This window comes from Williamsia sp. z71 (genome assembly GCF_059553375.1).
On sequence record NZ_JCANWX010000003.1, the window covers coordinates 514,329 to 536,762 of the forward strand.

The following is a 22,434-nucleotide window of genomic DNA, read 5'->3' on the forward strand; positions in this document are numbered from 1 at the left end:
TGATGTGCCCTTTTGGCGGGTCCCACCTGGGCTTTTGGTCGCCAAAAGGGCACATCATCGGGGGGCGGGCGGGGTCAGGCGAGGAGGTCGTCCCCCGGGGTGTGGTCGTCAGCGGGGAGGGGATCTGTGTGGTCGGACGGGTCGGTGTCGGGATCGTCACTGCCGAAGTCATCGGTGGTATCGCCGACAAAGAGGTCGTCCACGGGGTCGTCTGGATCGTCCGGGAGTGTGCTCTCGGTCTCTGGAATCAGGTCCTCGAAGCCGGGGCCGGTGTGGTCGAATGCTGCTTCGAGGGTCTGGTCGAAGACCGCCGGATCAACCTGGTCCTGTGCCGCGATCTGGGAGAAGATCCCGTCGAGCTGGTCATCTGGGCTGGTCACGGTACTTCTCCTGGGTCGTGGGGGTGTCCGCCGAAAAGAAGGGTCGCCGGTTTGTCAGTGATGGGAGTCGGGCCGACCCCGAAATGTTCCCGCACGGTCATGACATGTTTGTGGGCGTACCTGCCCGGCGAATCGGAGTAGCTCGACGGTTCGGTTACCCTGAACACCCGTGACCCCCCTCAAAACCAGCCCAGATGCCGCGTCCGGCTACGACCTCTTCGTGGTCGGATCGGGATTTTACGGACTGACTGTTGCAGAACGGGTGGCCACCGAGCTCGGCAAACGTGTCCTGGTCATCGACCGGCGTCACCATCTCGGCGGCAATGCGTATTCCGAACCCGAACCCACCACCGGGATCGAGATCCACAAGTACGGCGCCCACCTGTTTCACACCTCGAACAAGAAGGTGTGGGACTACGTCAACAAGTTCACCGACTTCACCGGGTACCAGCATCGCGTCTTCGCCATGTACCAGGGGCAGGCCTATCAGTTCCCGATGGGCCTGGGTCTGGTCTCGCAGTTCTTCGGCCGCTACTTCACACCGGACGAGGCCCGCGCGCTGATCGCCGAGCAGTCCAGTGAGATCGAAACCGCCAAGGCGGCGAACCTCGAAGAGAAGGCCATCAGCCTGATCGGCCGCCCTCTCTATGAGGCGTTCGTGAAGCATTACACGGCCAAGCAGTGGCAGACCGACCCGAAGGAGCTGCCGGCGGCGAACATCGCCCGGCTCCCGGTGCGATACACCTTTGACAACCGCTACTTCAACGACACCTACGAGGGCCTGCCGACGGACGGTTACACCGCCTGGCTCGAGAACATGGCAGCGAGCGACCTCATCGATGTGCGTCTGGAGACCGACTGGTTCGACGTCCGCGACGAGTTGCGGGCCCAGAGTCCCGACGCCCCGGTGGTCTACACCGGACCCCTCGACCGCTACTTCGACTACGCCGACGGCGAACTCGGCTGGCGAACACTCGACTTCGAGACCGAGGTACTCGACACCGGCGATTTCCAGGGAACGCCGGTGATGAACTACAACGATGCGGACGTCCCGTACACCCGCATCCACGAGTTCCGGCACTTCCATCCCGAGCGCGATTACCCGACCGACAAGACGGTCATCATGCGCGAGTACAGCCGCTTCGCCGAGAACGACGACGAGCCGTACTACCCGATCAACACACCTGAGGATCGCGAGAAGCTCAATGCTTATCGCGCGCGGGCGAATGCCGAGACGGCTTCGTCGAAGGTGCTGTTCGGTGGCCGTTTGGGCACCTATCAGTACCTCGACATGCACATGGCAATCGCCAGCGCCCTGACGATGTACGAGAACACGCTTGCGCCGCACCTGAAGTCCGGTGCGCCACTGGCGACAGAGGTGGAACAGTGACCGGGACAACAACAACGACAGTGACAACGGAAGCCGAGCAGTCACAGAGCCCGCAGACACACGACGCGGCAAAAACCTTGCTGCAACGCGTGATTCTCCCGCGACAGGGTGAACCGCTGGACGTCCGGTCGCTCTACCTGGTGGAGTCCGAGAACAACGCTCGACGCGCACATGCGCCGACCCGAACCTCGGTGCTGCTCGGTGCCGAGTCCGAGGTGAGCTTCCTGACCTACTTCAATGCTTTCGCAGCGTCGTACTGGCGCCGTTGGAGCATCCTGAAGTCCGTTGTGTTGCGGATCGAGGTGACCGGCGCCTGCCGCGTCGACGTTTATCGGTCGAAGATCGATGGATCCCGTATCGCGGTCGACGGCAACCTGGTTCCGATCGATGAAAACGGTGACGGTGTCATCGAATTCGAGGTCGGCCTCGAGCCGTTCGAAGACGGTGGCTGGATCTGGTTCGACATCACCACCGACACCGATGTCGAGGTGCGCGCCGCCGGTTGGTACGCCCCGATCGACGCACCGACCGGTCCGGAGACCAAGCGGGTGACCATCGGTATCCCGACGTTCAACCGTCCCACCGATGCGGTGAATGCGCTGCGCGCCTTGACTTCTGACCCTTTGGTCGACGAGGTCATCGACGCGGTGATGATGCCCGATCAGGGCACCAAGGCGGTCAAGGACGAGCCCGGATACGCCGAGGCCGCTGCTGCGCTCGGTGACCGGTTGCACATGTTCAAGCAGGGCAATCTCGGTGGCTCGGGCGGTTATTCGCGCATCATGTACGAGGCGCTCAAGCAGACCGACAGCCCGTACGTGCTCTACATGGACGACGACATCAGCATCGAGCCGGATTCGATCCTGCGGGCGCTGGCGCTGTCGCGATTCGCAAAGTCGCCGATGCTCGTCGGCGGCCAGATGCTCAACCTGCAGGACCGCAGTCACCTGCACTGCATGGGTGAGGTCATCGACCACAGCAACTTCATGTGGACCAGTGCGCCGTACGTCGAGTACGACCACGACTTCGCCGAGTACCCCTTGCGGGACCGGGAGAATTCCAAGAATCTGCACCGGCGCATCGACGTCGACGGCAACGGCTGGTGGATGTGCATGATCCCGCGGGAGACCGCGGAGAAGATCGGCCTGCCGATGCCGCTGTTCATCAAGTGGGACGACTGGGAATACGCACTGCGCGCAGCCAAGGCCGGCTATCCGACCGCCACCATTCCGGGTATTGCCATCTGGCACATGGCCTGGAGTGACAAGGACGACGCCATCGACTGGCAGGCGTACTTCCATCTGCGGAACCGACTGGTGGTCGCTTCGATCCACCACGAGGGTTCGATCTCCGGGATCCTTAAGTCGATGGCAAAGGCCACCGCCAAACATCTTCTGTGCCTTGAGTATTCGACGGTGGCAATCCAGAACGAAGCCATCCGTGACTTCCTGGCCGGGCCGGAACACGTCCGCGACCTGCTACCCACCGCGCTGCCGAAGATCGCGGCGATGCGCAAGCAGTACCCCGATGCGGTGGTCCTGCCCTCTGCCACCGAGTTGCCTCGGACCACCGGCGAGGCAACAGGTTTCGGGATGAGCATTCCGACGAATCCGATCACCAAGATCCGGTCGCTCAGTGCCAGCGTGGTGAACAACCTACGTCCGGCCGATCCGCGTCATCACGAGGTCCCGCAAGCCAATTACCCTCCGCTGCAGGCGCGTTGGTTCAGCCTCGGCCGCGTCGACGGGGTCACTGTGACCACCGCCGACGGTCGCGGAGTGGTCTACCGTCAGCGGGACCGGGACAAGATGATCGCCCTGGCCAAAGAGTCAGCTGCCCTGATCAAGGAACTCCGCGCTCGCTTCCCCGAGATGCGGGAAACCTACCGATCCGCGCATGCGGACCTGACCAGTAAAGAAAGCTGGGAGCGTGTCTTCGGAATCGATTGAGGTCGAGTGCAGTCCCATCGGTGCAGTGCGTGGCGAGACCAAGATTCTGGTCGGGATCCAGCGTGCGCTGATCAACAAACCGGGAGCGGTGAGCGCGGCTCGGGGGCTCTCGCATTTCGGTGAGCACTCGCTGGGCTGGCTGGCGATTGCCGGTGCGGGGGTGGCTGTTTCGGCTGCGCGCGGTGACATCGAGGGCCGCAACCGATGGGCGATCGCCGGAGTGGGCGCCTTTGGTGCGCACGCCGCGTCGGTGGTCATCAAACGTGTCGTCCGCCGGAAGCGTCCACATCACCCCGACATCAAGATCGGTGTGTCGACACCGAGCAAACTGAGCTTTCCGTCCTCGCACGCCACCTCGACCACCGCCGCGGCGATCCTCATCGGACGGGCGGCCGGACTGAACCGGACTGTGCTGCCCGCGGTCATCGTGCCGCCGATGTTGATGTCACGACTGGTCCTGGGCGTGCATTACCCGACCGATGTGATCGGTGGAGCGCTGATCGGTGCCACCTGTGCGGCCGCGCTGACCACAGGTGAAAGACTGATCCGAACCGAGAACCGAGGAGTGCAGTGAGCGAGGAGCCGATCGAGCACGGCGCGTTGCGTGGCCCGCCGAAGAATCTGGCAACCGGCCTGGTCAAGGCCGTCAGGCCACGGCAATGGGTGAAGAACCTTCTGGTGTTGGCCGCACCGCTGGCCGCGGGGGCGGTCGACGAGGGTGATGTCCTGGCGCGGACCGCGATCGCGTTTGTCGCGTTCTGTCTGGTGGCGTCGTGTGTCTACCTGATCAACGACGCACTCGACGTCGAGGCGGATCGCAATCATCCGACCAAGCGGTTCCGTCCGATCGCGGCCGGAGTGGTTCCGGTGCCGCTGGCCTTCGCGCTGGCGGCCGTCCTGGGTGCGGTATCCATCGGCATCTCGTTCCTGGCGAACTGGCAGCTCGCGGTTGTCATCGGCGTCTACCTGGTGATCCAGCTCGGCTATTGCTTCGGACTCAAGCACGAACCGGTCATCGACATCTGCATCGTCTCGTCCGGCTTCCTGCTGCGCGCCATCGCCGGTGGCGTGGCGGCGGAACTGCCCGAGGGTCTGTCGAAGTGGTTCCTGTTGGTCATGACGTTCGGGTCGCTCTTCATGGCGGCGGGCAAGCGGTACGCCGAGCTCCAGTTGGTCGAACGCACCGGCGCCAAGATCCGTAAGAGCCTCGAGTACTACACAACGACGTACCTGCGATTCGTGTGGACGCTGTCGGCGACCGCCGTCGTTCTCTGTTACGGCATGTGGGCGTTCGACGCCGACAGCGGACATGACGACAACGTTTGGTATGCCCTGTCGATGGTGCCTTTCACCATCGCAATCCTTCGCTACGCCGTGGATGTTGACGGTGGTCAAGCGGGCGAACCCGAAGAAATCGCGCTCGGCGACCGTGTTCTCCAGCTGCTGGCCATTGCCTGGTTAGTATGCGTGGGTGTCGCGGTCTATGCCATCAGTTGAACCAACGGTTTTGGGCCGCAGGATCAATCCGGCCACGATCTCACTGTCCATCAGTGCGGTCGTGGTCGGCGTCATATTCGGTTACGGAGCATGGCAGCGTCGCTGGATCGCCGACGACGGACTGATCGTCCTCCGGACGGTTCGCAACCTGCTGGCCGGCAATGGGCCGGTCTTCAACAAGGGTGAGCGGGTCGAGGCGAACACCTCGACGCTGTGGACCTACCTGATCTGGTTCTGGAGTTGGGTGACCGACGCCCGCACCGAGTACGTGGTGTTGTGGATCGCGCTCGTTCTCTCGGTCGTGGCCGTCCCGTTGGCGATGTACGGAACCGGGCGGCTGTACCGCATCGACAAGGGCCATGGCGCGGTCAATCGCGGCGCGATGTTGCTGCTCCCGCTCGGGGCGCTTGTCTACATCGCCCTGCCGCCGGCCCGCGACTTCGCCACCAGTGGTCTCGAGACCTCGCTCTGCATCTTCTGGGCCGCCCTGTTGTGGTGCCAGCTGGTGGCGTGGAGTCAGCGACAGACCCCGTCCGGACGCCTCGACCGGAAACAGACCAGCACCACACTGGTCCTCGGATTCACGGCCGGCCTGGCACCGCTGATCCGGCCGGAGCTGACGCTTGTCGGTGGCTGCGCGCTGTTGCTGGTGGTCTGCGCACCGATGACGTGGCGGATGCGGCTGGCGTTCGCAGCGGTGGCCGGCCTGCTCCCGGTGGCCTACCAGATCTTCCGGATGGGCTACTACGGCCTGCTGGTCCCCAACACTGCGGTGGCCAAAGACGCCAGCGGCTCGAAGTTCGAACAGGGCTTCCGCTACCTCGGCAACATGTTCACCCCTTATCTGTTGCTGCTGCCGCTCATCGTCGCGGTGATCGCGGCCGCGGTGGCCTGGTTCCTGCGCAGTCGGCAGGTCGATTCCACCGCCGATCGCGACCGCGAGGACCAGGACCGAGGATGGCGGGCGCGGACCGCGATGGTCAGCCGCAGTCTTCAGACCCCGACCGCCGTCGTCGCCCTGATCATCGTCACCGGATTGGTCGAGGCGCTCTACTGGGTTCGCCAGGGTGGCGACTTCATGCACGCGAGGGTGCTGCTCGTTCCGCTGTTCTTGCTGATGCTCCCGGTGATGGTGATCCCGATCGTCATCCCGACCGCGTTGGGTCGCGACCAGATCGTCGGCTGGGTCGGTGCCGGGGTGATGACCGGTCTGTGGGTGACGACCGTGGCGTGGGCCGTTTCCACCTCGTACGTCGCCGGTATGACGAACGGCACGGAGATCGGCCGTGGTGGCATCGTCGATGAGCGGCGCTATTACATCCAGAACATCGGTGTCGAGCACCCGATCACGGCCGAGGACTACCTGGGCTATCCGAGGGTCCGGGCGATGGTCGAATCGATCGCCGAGCACCAGGACACCGGTGGAGTGCTGCTGCCTTCTCCGAACTACAACGAGTGGTACTTCGATCCGCTGCCGGTGCCGCCCCCGGACAATGTGGTCAAGCAGCTCACCGTGTACTACCTCAACCTGGGTATGACCAGCATGAATGCGCCACTCGACGTCCGGGTCATCGACCAGATGGGTCTGGCATACCCGATTGCTGCCCATTCGGATCGACTCCCGGATGGACGGATCGGTCATGACAAGGATCTGGACCCGGAGTGGGTGGTCGCCGAATCCGGCGCGTATCCGCGATACCCGGTATTGCCGCCGTTCATCAGTCAGGACGGGGTCAGGCAGGCTCAGGTGGCGCTCACCTGTAAGCCCACCGAGGATCTGATCGCCTCGTACTCGGCGCCGTGGACGTTCGAGCGATTCCGGCACAACGTGCGGCAGGCGGCAGGCTTCACGTCGTACCGAATCGACCGCAACCCGCTGTACGAACTGCAGCGGTGCAACCTGCCGATCCCACCCCCCGTTTCCTGATCGTGACAATCAGAATCTGTGGGCTCGCCCAATCGTTACCTGAAAGTTATCTGTGAATGTGAGCGTCAGGGCAGGTGGGGCGACTGAGCTGGGAATGTGACCCAAAGCAAGGTCTCGGAACTGTAACGCCGGGTTTTACAGGCACGATAGTCATCGAGAACCTGAATTTGGGCAGGTCGCAAGGTCGTTCCGGGCGTGATGAATCCAGTCGTAGGGTTTGTCAGGCAAGGGCCTATCCAATAGGCTCCCTTCGTTGCCGGAGTGCGGGACCCATGTGTCGCCGGCTGTGTAACAGCTGAGGGACCTTGGTCCACCGGAGAGTCCTCGTGGCCGATTGTTTTCCAAGGCACCCCAGCCATTGGCTGCGGTGCTGGACAGAAAGAGAGTTTCATTCGATGCGCGTACGCAGACCTTTCGGGCGAGCGGGATTCGGCAAGCGACTTGTCGCTGCCTTCGCCGCACTGGCGACCATCTCCGGAGTCGGTGTGGTTGCCGGTACCGGTACCGCCGGCGCCTGGGGCTCCTACAGCGGTTTCCAGGAGTTCCGAGTCGATGGCTGTGGGATGCCCGGGGGAGTGAAGGTCCGTTCGTGGACCAAGCCCGGCAACTACAAGACAGTTGTCCTGCTCGACGGCCTGCGTGCAACGAATGACGTCAGCGGCTGGGAACACGAGACCAACGTGCAGAGCATGGTCGACCGCGGCGTCAACGTGGTCATGCCTGTCGGTGGTGCCGCGAGCTTCTACAGCGACTGGAATGCACCGAGCAATTTCAACGGTCAGACCTTCACGTACAAGTGGAACTGCGTCATCTCGGACACCCTGCCCCGGGCCTTGGCCAACCGCGGCATGATCCCGTCCGGAAAGCTCGCCATCGCCGGCATCTCGATGGGTGGTAACGCTGCCCTCGTTGTCGCCGCGAACAACAAGAACTGGTACTCGCACGCCTTCTCTTTGTCCGGTTACCTGAACCTGTCGGCTCCGGGCATGAAGTCGGCCATCCGCGTGGCTCTTCTCGACGCCGACGGCGGACCGTGGAATGTCGACAGCATGTGGGGCGCACCATGGAGCACCCGCTGGTACGACAACGACCCGTTCGTGCAGATCACCAAGATGCATGGCCTGAATGTTCGCGTCGGCTCCGGTACCGGTATCCCGGGTGCGCACAACGTCAACGAGAATTTGGTCAGTATCGTGCAGGGCGTACCGCTCGAAACACTTTCGCTGGCGCAGACCCGTGCCTTCGAGGTCCAGGCCTTCGTCAACCGCGTCAAGCTCACCACCGATTACCCGCTCCAGGGCACTCACGCGTGGGGCTACTGGCAGGACATGATGTGGCGCGCACTGCAGCAGGGATGGTTCCACGGATAGTTCGACCGTGACCCTCTGGTCACAAAAATCACACCAGTAACAGGTGTGGCAACCTCAAAACCGAACGCCCTACGTGTATGAAACACGTAGGGCGTTCTGTTTTTTGTTGATGTACGGAGCGGAGTTCGACCCGGATGTGCGAAGAAACGGCGCAACGGAGTTCGGCCAGAGATCTGGTTTTGATCGTGACTTGAGGAGTAGAGGTACATGCGGCAGAGATTTGTGCGCGGTGCATTGGGACTGATCGCCGGCGCGGTGGCAGTGTCCGCAGTGCTGGGAACGTCGACCGCGGCCGCCGCGCCTCTGCATGCGGCCCCCGGGCCGGTGTACAGCGCACCCGCAGCCGAGGTTCCGGGCGTCAAGATCACCAACACCTTCTGGTACTCCGACCGCCGGGTCGCGATGTGGGTCTACTCGCCGGCGATGGGCACCAACATCCAGGTGCAGTTGCTGCTGGCGAGGGACTGGAATTATCGGCCGTCGAACACCTTCCCGCAGATGTACATGCTGGACGGTCTGCGCGCGCAGGAAGACCAGAGCGGCTGGATCATCAACACCAACGTCGAGGACTTCTACAAGGACAAGAACGTCAACGTCGTCATGCCCATCGGCGGCGAGTCGAGCTTCTACGCCGATTGGAAAGCGCCGAACAACGGCAAGAACTACCAGTGGGAGACCTTCCTGACGAAGGAGCTGCCGCCGATCCTCGAGAAGCAGTGGCGCTCGACGGACGTCAGGGGCGTCGAGGGCCTGTCGATGGGCGGTTCCGCGGCGATGATGCTCGCCGCACGTAACCCCGGCTTCTTCAAGTTCGCCGCGTCGTTCTCCGGCATCCTCCAGCTCAGCTCGTTCGGTATGCCGCAGGCCATCCAGTTCGCGGTCAACGATGCCGGTGGCTACGACGCCTCCAAGATGTTCGGGCCGCCGACCGATCCGGCCTGGAAAGAACACGACCCGTACGTGATGGCGGAGAAGCTGGCCGACACCAGCCTCTACGTCTCGTCGGGTAACGGCCTCGTCGGCCAGTACGACACCCTCTCGACCATCCCGGGTCTGGCCACCAACTACGCCGGTGTGGGACTCGAGGTGCTCTCTCGGGTGACCTCGCAGCAGTTCGCGAGCCGGCTGAATCAACTCGGTATCCGTGCGCAGGCCGTGTACCGCGACTCCGGAACCCATACCTGGCCGTACTGGCAGTTCGAGATGGAACAGGCGTGGCCGCAGGCGGCCGGAGCCCTCGGGCTCGCCGCCGACCGCCCGGCATGCAGCACCAGTGGCGCGATCGCGCCGGTGTACAAGGCCGCCAAGTCCTCGCTCGGTGAATGCCTGACCCCCGAATACGACGTCCCCGGTGGTCGCGCCCAGGACTTCCGTGGTGGTCGGATCATCTGGTCGGCCAAGACCGGAGCCCAGGTGGTGGGCGGCGGCATCGGTGGCGCCTACGTGGCCGCCGGTGGTCCCGGCGGTTGGCTCGGATTCCCGACCAGCGGCGAGTTGGCCACACCCGACAAGGTGGGTCGCTTCAACCGCTTCCAGAACGGCAACATCTACTGGACCCGCACGACCGGTGCCCATCCGGTCGGCGGCGCAATCCTGGCCGACTGGGGCAAGAGTGGTTACGAACGCGGACCGCTGAAGTACCCGACCGGTGACGAGATCGACACCCCCGGTGGCAAGGGCCGCGTCCAGGCCTTCCAGATCGGCGCCTACTACTGGAATCCCGCCAACGGCGCGCATTCGGTGCAGGGCATGATCCTCGAGAAGTACAGCAAGCTCGGAAACGAATCCGGCTGGCTGGGCTTCCCCACCACCAATGAGATCAGTCTCAAGGCCGGCGGCAAGCTGAACGCATTCGACGGCGGCAACATCTACTGGACCCCGGCGAAGGGTGCCTTCGCGATCGCACCCGGACCGATCTTCGAGGCGTGGGGCAAGGCCGGCTACGAGAACGGCAAGCTCGGCTACCCCATCAGTGACGATGAGCCGATAACCGGCGGAACCCGGGTGCGTTTCGAGGGTGGTTCCATCGAAAACGTCAACGGCGTTGTCACGGTCAAATAATTTCCTCAGATCGTTTCGGTAGCCTGGCGGAGGCCTTCGGGCACCTGACCGCACAGACGACGCTCCCAGCGAGGGCGCCGGAGAAGGAAGTGACATGACAGGCAACATCATTCGGGCCGTGACCGTGGGCGCAGCGCTGCTGGTGACGGCAGCGCTGGCCACCGGGTGTGGTGACGACGACTCGACCGCTTCGGCGCCCACCAGCGCGGTGAGCACCTCCAGCGTCGCGGTCAGCGCCACCAACAGCGCGGAGCCCTCACCGAGTGAGAGCGCCCCGTCTTCGGCCGTCACGTCGACGAAGGTGACCAGCAAGGCGCAGCCGGACGACACCGAGGGACTGCCGGCCACCGGTCCGGCCTCCGCGCAGGCCCCGGCCGGCGTCGATCCCGACGACAAGATGCAGGCGTACCTGGCCGAGCTGAAGAAGCAGGGCGTCACGATCCCGAACGACCCCGACAACGCGCTGGCGATCAGTGCGGGCCAGACCGTCTGTGAGGGCAAGAAGCAGGGGACCCCGTCCGCCAGCATCAAGATCTTCGTGGTGCCGATCGTCGGATCGGGGACCACTGACGAGGCCAAGGCCGCCTCGGACGCCGACAAGGTGATCAAGGCCGCCGAGTCGAAGCTCTGCTGACCGGCCGACTTCGATGACACCCAAGAAACGCAAGCGGGGCAAACTGCTGCTCTTCGCCATCCTCGGTCTGGCGATACTGAGCATCATCGCGGTCATCCTCGTGGTGATCCTGATCATCAACCTGCTCAAGCCGGAACCCGTTGGGCCGGAAGGCCCGTCGCAGACGCCGTCGACCTCGGTGCCGCGCCCCACGGCGCAGCCCGCCGATTGTCCCGATGTGCAGGTGATCTCGGTTCCCGGTACCTGGGAGTCGTCCAGCAACGACGACCCCTACAACCCGACCGCGAATCCGGAGTCCTTGATGCTCAAGGTTTCTGGCCCGCTGTCGAATGAGTTCGACGCCTCGCGGGCGGACGTCTACACCGTTCCCTACGTCGCGCAGTTCCGGAATCCGACCAATCTGCAGGACCGGCAGACCGACTACAACGTCTCCCGTGCCGAGGGCACCGAGAAGACCCGGGCGAAGATCGCCGAGGTCAATGCGCAGTGCCCGCTGACCAGCTTCGTGCTGATGGGCTTTTCGCAGGGCGCGGTGATCGTGGGTGACATCGCCGGCGAGATCGGCAACGGCAACGGGCCCGTCTCCCAGGACCTGGTTCTGGGTGTCGGCCTGATCGCCGATGGGCGCAGGCAGCCGAACCAGGCGGAGAACGCCGGCCCCGATCCCAGTGGTGTCGGCGCGGAGATCGCCCTCGACATCCTGCCGATCCCCGGCATCGACCTGACCGGTCCGCGACCCGGCGGTTTCGGTGAACTCACCGATCGCACGTATTCGCTGTGCGCGCCCGGTGATCTGATCTGTGATGCACCGACGATCTCCAACCCCCTCGAAGGCATCAACAAACTGATGGGGGCCATCAACAATCCGGTGCACGCGATGTACAACACAACGAAGTACTGGAGTGACGACGGTCAGCCCGCGACGGTCTGGATGACCGACTGGGCACGCAGCGTCATCGACGAAGCGCCGTTCCCCAAGCACGAATAGCCCGGTTGGCCGGCACCGGTATTCCGGTGCCGGCACCGCCTATTTTGCGCCGCCTGGCCGCGGAAGTAACGTGTGACGCCGAACCGCACGGCGTCGGGTGAGCCGATGGACCGCGGGCCATGCGTATCAGGTAGGAGAAGAGATGACTTCAGCTGCGGCGGACTCCGGTCTGCGCAAGTTCCGATTCGGAGCAGGCGGCGAGGGCAACCGTGACGAGGGTGGTGCCCGCAAGTTCGTCAAACTCGCGCAGACCGCCGAAGAGTACGGTTTCGACACCTTCGCGGTGCCCGATCACCTCGGCAACCAGGTCGGTCCGCTGGCGGCACTGGGTGCGCTGAGCCAGGCCACCGACCGGATTCGGCTCGCGACCTCGGTCCTGGCCAACGGCTACCGTCATCCCGCCCTGCTGGCGAAGGAAGCCACCACCATCGACGTGCTGTCGAAGGGACGCCTCGAACTCGGTATCGGGGCCGGGTGGATGAAAGAGGAGTTCGACAAGGCAGGCATCGAGTTCGAGTCGCCGGGCGTACGGATCCGTCGCCTGGACGAGTCGTTGACCATCCTCGACGGGTTGTTGCGCGGCGAAGAGGTCAACTTCTCAGGTGAGTTCTACAACATCAAGGGACTCGTCGGCAGCCCCCGGCCACGGCAGGGACCACGGCCTCCGATCGCCGTCGGCGGTGGTGGTCCGAAGATGCTGGCACTGGCCGCCAAGCACGCCGACATCATTTCTGTGGCCACCGGCACCACCGCCGACGGCAAGCTCCGCCTCTCGGACATGACGATGAAGAAGACGGTCGAGCGGGTGGACCGTATCCGGCAGGCGGCCGGCGAGCGTTTCGACGAGATCGAACTGAACTGGACGATCGCCACCATCGTCATCACCGATGACCGCGAGGCGACCGCAGAAATGGCGCTGGCCGCCCTTGACCAGGGATATCCGCCTAACATCGAGATGGATGTGAAGCTCTCGGTCGAGGACATCCTGGAGTCGCCGTACCTGGCGTTCGGCTCGTTCGAGCAGATCGCCGAGCAGATCCGTGAGGTACGCCGTCGCACCACGATGTCGTACGTCGGCGTATTCCCGACCCAGATGGACGCGTTCGCCCCCATCATCCCGCTTCTCAAAGGAGAGTAGACACGGCCCGCGCGTTCGTGGCGTAGGTTGTCTTTCGGCCACCGCCGAAGGCGGGTGTCCCGGTGGGTGATGCTCAGGAGTTGGACACGGCCGCCGGTAGTATGTTGAGGGTTTGGCTCGGGCCGCCATGGCTGCGAGTCCTATTTGGCTTGACATGAAAAGTAGGGAACCCTGTTGAAGACGAATCCGAAGGTGATGCTCGGCCGTTCGGCCGACATGACACCCGCGGTGAAGCGCGACAGCGGTGACCCGATTCGGGCCGGCGCCCCGGCCGCTATCAGGAGTGCGAATGAACAACGAGTTTGACCAGTTTTTGGACGAGAACGGCAACCTGTTCTTCACCGAGGACGCGACTCTGGTCGACTACGTGGAGCGCAATGTCGTCGAGCAGGCCGATACCTTGGCGTATCGGTTCATGGACTACAGCCGCGAACGCGACGGCGAAGCCATCGACCTGACCTGGGCACAGTTCGGCAAGCGCCTGCGTGCGATCGCAGCGCGACTGCAGCAGGTCACCAAGCCCGGTGACCGGGTGGCGATCCTTGCCCCGCAGTCGCTCGAGTACGTGATCGGTTTCTTCGGTTCGCTCTACGCCGGCAACATCGCCGTCCCGCTGTTCTCCCCGGATGAACCCGGCCACACCGACCGGTTGACCGCCGTGCTGGCCGACTGCAAGCCGTCCGCGATCCTGACCTCGACGAAGTCGGCCGAAGCGGTGCGCGATTTCTTCAAGCCGCTGCCTGCCAAGGACCGTCCTCGCGTCATCGCCATCGACGCCGTCCCCGATTCGGTCGGGGAGACCTGGGTGCGTCCCACCCCCAAGCTCCATGACACCGCATACCTGCAGTACACGTCGGGTTCGACCCGGGTGCCGGCCGGTGTCGTCATCACGTACGAGTCCGTCGCCGCGAATGCGCTGCAGATGATCGATGCGATCGAGTTCGACCACAATTCGCGTGGTGTGACCTGGCTGCCGATGTTCCACGACATGGGCCTGTTGACGGTGATCCTGCCGGCGCTGGGCGGCAAATACATCACGATCATGAGCCCGCAGGCTTTTGTGCGCCGGCCGGGCCGGTGGATCCAGGAGCTCGCCGCGATGGCGGACCGCGCGGACACCTTCGCCGCAGCCCCCAACTTCGCCTTCGAGCACGCCGCCATGCGTGGCGTGCCGAAGGACGGCGAGAAGATCGACCTGAGCAACGTCATCGGTCTGATCAACGGCAGCGAGCCGGTCACGGTCAGTTCGATGAAGAAGTTCAACGACGCGTTCGGGCCGTACGGACTCCCGAAGACCGCCATCAAGCCGTCGTACGGCATGGCGGAGGCCACTCTGTTCGTTTCGTCGACCAAGCGCGACAACGAGGCGAAGATCATCTACGTCGATCGCGATGAACTCAATCGCGGTCAGTTCAAACTGGTCGACCAGGACGCGCCGGGTGCAGTGGCGCAGGTGTCGTGTGGGCAGGTCTCGGTGAGCCAGTGGGCCGTGATCGCCGATTCGGAGACCGCCACCGAGCGTCCCGACGGACACGTCGGTGAGATCTGGTTGCACGGGATGAACATCGGCCACGGCTACTGGGGTCGTCCGGAGGAAACCGAAGAGACCTTCAACAACACCCTGAAGAACCCGTTGCCGGTGGGCAGCCACAGTGAAGGCGCCCCGGCGGGTGCCAAGTGGATGAAGACCGGCGACTACGGCGTCTGGTACGACAACGAGCTCTACATCACCGGTCGCGTCAAGGACCTGGTGATCGTCGACGGCCGCAACCACTACCCGCAGGACCTCGAGTTCTCGGCCCAGGAGGCCAGCCCCGCGCTGCGTCCCGGGTTTGTGGCGGCCTTTGCGGTGCCGGCCAACGAATTGCCCGAGGTCGTCTTCCAGAACTCGGCCAGCGGCCTGAAGTTCGACCCCGATGATGCCTCGGAGCAGTTGGTCATCGTCGGCGAGCGTGGCCCGGGCAAGAAGGTCGATCCCCAGGAAGTGGCGGATACCGTCCGCGCTGCGATCGCACAGCGGCACGGCGTGATGGCGCGCGATGTGCTGATGGTTCCGGCCGGCTCGATCCCGCGAACCTCCAGTGGCAAGATCGCCCGACGGGCATGTAAGGCGGCGTACATCGACGGGAGCCTGCGCGGTGGTTACCAGCAGACCGCGTTCCCCGATGCGCCGATCGAGAACCAATAGTTTGGAAACCCCGATGCCTGAACTGAATAACGAGCCTGACGCTCTGACCTCGGATGACAAATTGCCGGGCTCCAGTTTCGGGCCGGGAGACGGAACGGATCCGGACGGCGACGTGGATGTGTCGCCGGTGGGGTCGGACACCGACTCCGGTGTAGAACTGCACGACGACGAGAAGGCCGGGGACATGACGGTCTCGGAGCTGAGGGAGTGGCTGCGGGGCTGGGTCTCGGAGACCACCGGCCTCCCGCTCGATCAGGTCTCGGATGACCGTCCGATGGAAGAGTTCGGTCTCTCGTCGCGCGATGCCGTGGCGTTGTCCGGCGACATCGAGGACAAGACCGGTGTGATCCTGACGGCCACCGTCGCTTATCAGCATCCGACGATCGCATCGTTGGCGAAGCGGGTCATCGAGGGCGACCCCGATGAGGGCATCGAGGACGACGATGACGCCGAGCGTTATCAGCGGGTGCGCGGCGCCGACGACGACATCGCGATTGTCGGTGTGGCAACACGTTTTCCGAAGGCCGGGCACACGCCGGAGTCCACCTGGGATCTGCTGATCAACGGCCGCGAGGGTGTCAGTGATCTGCCCGAGGACCGCTGGACCGAGTTCAAGTCCGATCCGCGGATCGCCAAGGTGCTGGCAGAGGCGAACCTGAACGGTGGTTACCTCGACGACGTCAAGGGCTTCGACGCCGACTTCTTCCAGATGTCGCCGCGTGAGGTCGAGATGGTCGATCCGCAGCAGCGCCTGGCGCTGGAGTTGACGTGGGAAGCGTTGGAGCACGCCCACATCCCGGCCAGTGACCTCAAGGGTGGCCAGGTCGGTGTCTTCATCGGCAGTTCCACCAATGACTATCAGATGCTTGCCGTCTCCGATCCGGAGGGCGCGGGGGAGACTGCCGCTTATGCGTTGACCGGAACCTCCACTTCCATTGTCGCAGGCCGCGTTTCGTACTACTTCGATTTCCGGGGGCCGTCGATCGCCCTCGACACCGCATGTTCCTCGTCGCTGGTCGCGGTCCACCAGGCCGTGCGGAGCCTGCGCTCCGGCGAGTCGGATGTGGCGCTTGCCGGCGGTGTGAACATGCTCATCACCCCCGCTGCGACACTCGGTTTCGATTCGTTGGGTGTGCAGTCGAAAGATGGCCGTATCAAGGCCTTTTCGTCGGATGCCGATGGCATGATCCGCGCCGAGGGTGGCGGACTGGTCGTCCTCAAGCGGCTTTCCGACGCCCGCCGCGACGGCGACAAGGTGCTGGCCGTGGTCGCCGGTTCGGCGGTCAACTCCGACGGACGCTCCAACGGACTGCCCGCCCCGAACCCCGAAGCCCAGGTTCAGGTGCTGCGCACGGCCTACACCGATGCGGCCATCAACCCCCGGGACGTCGACTACGTCGAAGCCCACGGCACCGGCACCATTCTCGGTGACCCGATCGAGGCCGACGCGCTCGGGCGCGTGGTGGGTAAGGGCCGCGAGGCCGACAAGCCGGTTCTGCTCGGTTCGGCGAAGACCAACTTCGGTCACCTCGAAGCCGCTGCCGGTGCTGCCGGACTCATCAAAGTTGTTCTCGCGCTTGGCGAGAACAAGCTGCCGCCGTCACTGAACTACGCCGGCCCCAACCCGTACATCCAATTCGATTCGCTGCACCTGAACGTCATCGACGAGGCCACCGACTGGCCGCGGTATTCGGGGCGTGCGGTGGCCGGCGTCTCCGGTTTCGGATTCGGTGGCACCAACGCGCATGTCGTGGTCCGGGAGGTCACCCCCGAAGACCTCGCCGAGTCGGTCGTCGCAGACGCCGAACCGGTTGCCGCGCAGGCCGTTGTCGATGATTTCCTCGACGACGATGACGACGATGAGTTCATGACCGAGGCCGAGCGTGCTGCGCTCGGCCAGCTGGCCGCGGCTCCGAAACCCGCCGAGACGGCAGTGGCCGAGGTCGATCCGACCGAGGGCTTTGCCCCCTGCGCGGTCGAGGGTTCAGTTGTCCCGCTTGTCGTTTCAGGATTCGTGCCGTCCCGCCGGCGCAAGGCCGCAGCCGATCTGGCCGATTGGCTGGAGACCGACGAGGCCAAGGCCACGCCACTGGCGGACATCGGCCGTGCGCTGGCCCACCGCAACCACGGACGTACGCGCTCGGTGGTGATGGCACGCAGCCACGAGGATGCCCTCAAGGGCATGCAGGCGATCGCCGACAACAAGAACTCGCCGATCGTGTACACCTGCGACGCACCGGATCCGGCGTCGCCGGTGTGGCTGCTGTCCGGTTTCGGCTCGCAGCATCGCAAGATGGCCAAACAGCTTTACACCGAGAACCCGATCTTCGCCGCGGCGGTCGACAAAGTCGACAAGCTCATCGAAGACGAGCTCGGCTACTCGATCGTGGAGCAGTTCCTCGACGATTCGGTCACCTACGAGATCGAGACCTCGCAGGTCGGCATCTTCACCATCCAGATCGGCCTGGCCGAATTGCTTCGTCATCACGGAGCCGATGCCGGTGTCGTCGTCGGACATTCGATGGGTGAAGCGGCCGGCGCCTACATCACCGGCGGACTGTCGCTCGGTGATGCCGTGCGCGTCATCTGCCAGCGTTCGCGACTGATGGGTGAGGCCGAGGCCACGCTGACCGGCGACGACATTCGCCTGATGGCACTGGTGGAGTACAGCGCCGACGACATCACCGACGTGCTCGCCGACTACCCCGATCTCGAGATCTGTGTGTACGCCGCGCCGACCCACACCGTCATCGGTGGGCCGGAGCCCCAGGTGGACGCCATCGTCGCCCGGGCCGAGAGCGAAGGAAAGCTCGGCCGCAAGCTGGCGACCAAGGGAGCGAGCCACACGTCCCAGACCGACCCGCTGCTCGGCGAACTCGCCTACGAGCTCACCGGTATCGAGCCGCGCTCGCCGAAGATCGGCTTCTACAGCTCGGTCGACCGCGAGGAGTTCTACCGCCCGGGTAGCGACCCCGTCCACGCTGTCGAGTACTGGACCAAGGGTCTGCGGCACAGCGTCTGGTTCTCGCAGGCGGTGTCGAAGGCCGTCGAGAACGGCCACACCACGTTTGTGGAGCTGGCGCCCAACCCGGCAGTGCTGATCTCCGTGGCCGCCGTGACGTTCGGGGCGGGCATCCATGACGCCGAACTGATCGAAACGCTGCGCCGCAAGGAAGACGAGAGCTACGGCGTGATCAATGCGCTGATGAAGCTCTACGTACACGGACATCCGGTGGACGTCGGAAGCCTGTTCGGTCAAGGTGATTTCGCTGCGATCCCGCGGACCCGTTTCGAGCGCAAGCCGTACTGGCTGACCGCATCGATCTCGGGTGGTTCGGGCGACAGCAAGATCCCGGGCTCACACGTTGCTCTGCCTGACGGCCGCCACGTGTGGCAGGTCTCGGCATCGGCCGTGACGGATCTGACCGCACTGGTGAAAGCCGCTGCCCAGCAGGTACTTTCCGATGTTCAGGTCACCGCGGTGGTGCCGTACGGCGAGCCGGTCGGGGCAACCACCCTGACCACCACGCTGGCACCCCATCCCGGTGGTGCCGGACTGCAGGTGCATGCGGCCGAAGGGAATTCGTTCCGGTTACTTCTCGATGCGGTGGTCACCGCCGGTGCGCCGGTCGCCGCGCCGGTGCCTGCGCTGTCGAATGCCGCGCAGGCGGCACAGAACTCCGGCTTCGTCGACAACACCGTTGTCACCGACCCGGAGGTCAGTGACGAGATCGGGGCCCGCTGGGATCCGAACTCCGGTGAGAGCATCGACGATCGGATGGCCCATATCGTGGCCGAGTCGATGGGTTACGAGGCAGAGGATCTACCCCGCGAGATCCCGCTGATCGAGCTGGGTCTCGATTCGCTGATGGCGATGCGGATCAAGAACCGCGCCGAGTGGGAGTTCGACATCCCGCAGCTGCAGTTGCAGGCGATGCGTGAGGCCAACCTGCAAGACGTGGTCAAGTTCGTCACCTACGCCGTCGAACACCGCGAAGAAGTGCAGGCGCTCGCCGCTCAGGCCGAAGGCCAGGGCGAACTCGACACCGCCGCACTGGCCGAGCTCATCAACTCCGACACCTCGGAGACCCAAACCGAGCCCGAATCCCAGCCAGAGCCGAAGCCGGAGGTTGCCCCGGTCGAGGCTGCTCCGGCTGAGGCTGCTCCGGCTGAGGTCGCTGCGGTGGAGGTCGCCGAACCCGCCGCACGGGTCGCCACCCCGGCCAACCTGAAGAGTCAGGCCGAGGTTGCGGCCGCAGCCGGCGCCGACGTGCCGCCGCGAGATGCCGCCGAGCGGTTGACGTTTGGTGTGTGGGCTGTGGTGACGGGCAAGTCGGCCGGCGGAATCTTCAATCCGCTGCCGGTGCTCGACGACGAGACCGCCGAGAAGTTGACCGCGCGTCTGTCCGAACGGGCCGGTGGTGAGCTCGATGTCGAGGACATCATCGACGCAGACAACATCGAGACGATGTCGAACTACGTGCGCGAGCACCTCGAAGGTGGTCTGGTCGATGGGTTCGTCCGGTATCTGCGGACTCCCGAGAAGACCGACCGGAAGCCGGTTCTGGTGTTCCACCCGGCCGGTGGGTCGACCGCGGCTTACGAGCAGTTGCTCAAGAAGTTGCCCGAGGATGTGCCCGTGATCGGTTTCGATCGCGTCGAGGGCAGCATCGAAGAGCGGGTCAAGCAGTACTACCCGAAGCTCAAAGAGATTCAGCCCGAAGGGCCGTACACGCTCGTGGGCTGGTCGCTCGGTGGTGCGCTGGCCTACGGTTGCGCGCAGATGCTGACCGACAACGGTGACGAGGTTTCGTTTGTCGGCCTGATCGACGTGGTCCGCCCGTCCGAGCCGATCCTCGACACCCCGGAAGCCAAGCGTGCCCGGCTGGAGCGCTACTACGACTTCGCCAAGCGCACATACGGTCTCGATGATGCGCCGCTGCCGATGGACCGCCTGGTGGAAGCCGACGATGAGGGCCAGTTCCGCATCATCATGGAGATGTTGGCGATGAGTGACGCCAAGATCCCCGGTGGCATCATCGAACATCAGCGCACCAGCTTCCTCGACAACCGTGCCCTGACAACCGTGGAGCCGACACGTTTCGACGGCAAGGTTGTGCTCTACCGCGCCGACCGGATGCACGAGGGTGCAATCGATCTCGAGCCGCAGTGGGCGCATATCGACGAGGACGGCCGATGGGGCGAGGTCGTGGACGACCTCGAGATCATCCACGTCGGCGGTGACCACCTCTCGATCGTGGATGAGCCCTACATTGGAAGAATCGGTGCCGATCTGACCGCTCGGTTGGACGAGATCTCGCAGGAAAGTGACAAGAGTGACTGACACGACCGCCGGCAAACTCAAAGAACTCCGCGAGAAGCTCGAGGCAGCAAAAGAACCCGGTGGTGAGCGGGCTGTCGCGAAGCGTGCGGCGAAGGGCATCGGTTCGCCGCGTGAGCGGCTGAACATGCTGTTCGATCCGGGCACGTTCGTGGAGATGGGACAGCTGGCCAAGATGCCGGGTGCCGCCGAGAGTGGCTACGGCGACGGTGTTGTCACCGGTCACGGACTGGTCAACGGCCGTCCGGTGGCGGCCTTTTCGCACGATCAGGCCGTGTTCGGTGGAACCGTCGGTGAGATGTTCGGCCGTAAGGTTGCGGCGATCATGGAGTGGGCGGCCAAGATCGGTTGCCCCATGGTCGGTATCAACGACTCGGCCGGTGCCCGTATTCAGGACGCGGTCACCTCGCTGGCCTGGTATGCCGAGATGGGCCGTCGTAGCGATCTGCTCTCCGGCATGGCCCCGCAGGTCTCAGTCATCCTCGGAAAGTGCGCCGGCGGTGCGGTTTACAGCCCGGCCAACACCGACATCCTGGTGGGTGTCAAAGACCAGAGCTACATGTTCGTCACCGGTCCGGACGTACTCAAGCAGGTGACGGGCGAAGACGTTTCCCCTGAAGACCTCGGTGGCTCGTACAACCAGGCGGCGTGGGGCAACATCCATCACCTGGCCGATGACGAGAAGGCCGCCTTCGACTGGGTCCGTGAGTACCTCGAATACATGCCTTCGACCTGTTACGAGCGCGCGCCGATCATCAATCCGGGTCTGGAGCCGGAGATCACCGAAAGCGATCTGTCGCTCAACGCCTTCCTTCCCGACAGCGACAACGCCGGCTACGACATGCGCGACATCATCATGCGGGTGTTCGACGACGGCGCGTTCCACGAGGTCGCCGAACTGTTCGCGCCCAATATCCTCACGGGTTTCGCCAGGATCGACGGGACGTCGGTCGGCGTCGTCGCCAACCAGCCCAGTGTGTTGTCCGGTGTGCTGGATACGGATTCGTCGGAGAAGGCCGCCCGCTTCGTGCGGATCTGCAACGCCTACAACATTCCGCTGATCTTCCTGGTGGATACACCCGGCATCCTGCCCGGTCTGGAAGAGGAGCGTAAGGGCACGATCCGCCGGTCGGGCCGGTTCCTCTATGCCTACGTCGAAGCCGACGTCCCGAAGATCACCGTGGTGCTGCGCAAGGCCTACGGCGGCGCGTACGCGGTGATGGGCAGCAAGCAGCTCGGCGCCGACCTCAACTTCGCCTGGCCCACGGCCAAGATCGCGGTGATGGGTGCGGAGTCGGCGGCTGCGGTCCTGACCCGCAAGCAGACCGAGAACGCCACGCCGGAAGACGCCGCGAAAATCCGCAAGGATTTCATCGACTTCTACAACACCGCGATGGCCACGCCGTACCTGGCCGCCGAACGCGGATACATCGACGCCGTCATCGAACCGGCCAACACCCGGTTGGAACTCCGTCGGGCGTTGGCGCAGCTCAAGGACAAGCAGGTTCTGCGGACCCCGCGCAAGCACTTCCTGATGCCGATCTGACCTCTCGGATCGCGCCTGCGGCCCA

The 22,434-nt window shown here is 64.3% G+C and carries 14 protein-coding genes; 13 read left to right on the forward strand and 1 reads right to left on the reverse strand.

Going from position 1 to position 22,434, the window contains the following annotated elements:
• Positions 1-74: 74 nt before the first annotated feature.
• On the reverse strand, positions 75-380 hold the full coding sequence (locus AC51GR_RS10590) for a hypothetical protein (protein ID WP_496324583.1): 306 nt from the start codon (positions 378-380) through the stop codon (positions 75-77).
• A gap of 169 nt (positions 381-549) precedes the next feature.
• Here AC51GR_RS10590 and glf point away from each other — a divergent pair, with 169 nt between their 5' ends.
• The 13 genes from glf to AC51GR_RS10655 all read left to right on the forward strand — a co-directional run bounded on the left by glf (position 550) and on the right by AC51GR_RS10655 (position 22,409).
• The gene (gene glf, locus AC51GR_RS10595) at positions 550-1,770 is read left to right on the forward strand and encodes a UDP-galactopyranose mutase (RefSeq protein ID WP_496324584.1); all 1,221 of its coding nucleotides are present in this window, start codon (positions 550-552) and stop codon (positions 1,768-1,770) included.
• Positions 1,771-1,790: 20 nt separating this feature from the next.
• Positions 1,791-3,719 carry a glycosyltransferase gene (locus AC51GR_RS10600; protein ID WP_496324634.1) on the forward strand — a complete coding sequence of 643 codons (1,929 nt, stop codon included), beginning with the start codon at positions 1,791-1,793 and terminating at the stop codon, positions 3,717-3,719.
• Complete coding sequence (locus tag AC51GR_RS10605; RefSeq protein WP_496324585.1) at positions 3,700-4,293, forward strand: phosphatase PAP2 family protein; 594 nt, start codon at positions 3,700-3,702, stop codon at positions 4,291-4,293. Before AC51GR_RS10600 ends, AC51GR_RS10605 begins: the two co-directional genes overlap by 20 nt.
• Positions 4,290-5,216, forward strand: a complete 927-nt coding sequence (locus tag AC51GR_RS10610) for a decaprenyl-phosphate phosphoribosyltransferase (protein ID WP_496324586.1) — start codon at positions 4,290-4,292, stop codon at positions 5,214-5,216. Before AC51GR_RS10605 ends, AC51GR_RS10610 begins: the two co-directional genes overlap by 4 nt.
• Positions 5,203-7,143 (forward strand): arabinofuranosyltransferase AftB family protein, encoded by a 1,941-nt coding sequence (locus AC51GR_RS10615; protein WP_496324587.1) that lies wholly within the window; start codon positions 5,203-5,205, stop codon positions 7,141-7,143. Before AC51GR_RS10610 ends, AC51GR_RS10615 begins: the two co-directional genes overlap by 14 nt.
• Before the next feature lie 395 nt (positions 7,144-7,538).
• Positions 7,539-8,513, forward strand: a complete 975-nt coding sequence (locus AC51GR_RS10620; RefSeq protein WP_496324588.1) for an alpha/beta hydrolase — start codon at positions 7,539-7,541, stop codon at positions 8,511-8,513.
• 207 nt (positions 8,514-8,720) lie between these two features.
• A complete protein-coding gene (locus AC51GR_RS10625) occupies positions 8,721-10,574 on the forward strand; it encodes an alpha/beta hydrolase-fold protein (protein WP_496324589.1) in 1,854 nt (617 codons plus the stop codon).
• A 94-nt stretch (positions 10,575-10,668) separates the two neighbouring features.
• Positions 10,669-11,208: a DUF732 domain-containing protein gene (locus AC51GR_RS10630; RefSeq protein WP_496324590.1), complete on the forward strand. Its 540-nt coding sequence runs from the start codon at positions 10,669-10,671 to the stop codon at positions 11,206-11,208.
• Positions 11,209-11,221: 13 nt separating this feature from the next.
• Complete coding sequence (locus AC51GR_RS10635) at positions 11,222-12,196, forward strand: cutinase family protein (protein ID WP_496324591.1); 975 nt, start codon at positions 11,222-11,224, stop codon at positions 12,194-12,196.
• Positions 12,197-12,338: 142 nt separating this feature from the next.
• On the forward strand, positions 12,339-13,334 hold the full coding sequence (locus tag AC51GR_RS10640; protein WP_496324592.1) for an LLM class F420-dependent oxidoreductase: 996 nt from the start codon (positions 12,339-12,341) through the stop codon (positions 13,332-13,334).
• Positions 13,335-13,623: 289 nt separating this feature from the next.
• Entirely contained in the window at positions 13,624-15,522 is a 1,899-nt protein-coding gene (fadD32, locus tag AC51GR_RS10645; RefSeq protein WP_496324593.1) for a long-chain-fatty-acid--AMP ligase FadD32, read from the forward strand.
• Positions 15,523-15,535: 13 nt separating this feature from the next.
• Complete coding sequence (gene pks13, locus AC51GR_RS10650) at positions 15,536-20,866, forward strand: polyketide synthase Pks13 (RefSeq protein ID WP_496324594.1); 5,331 nt, start codon at positions 15,536-15,538, stop codon at positions 20,864-20,866.
• Positions 20,859-22,409, forward strand: coding sequence for an acyl-CoA carboxylase subunit beta (locus AC51GR_RS10655; RefSeq protein WP_496324595.1), 1,551 nt, complete (start codon positions 20,859-20,861; stop codon positions 22,407-22,409). Before pks13 ends, AC51GR_RS10655 begins: the two co-directional genes overlap by 8 nt.
• The last annotated feature ends 25 nt before the right edge of the window (positions 22,410-22,434 follow it).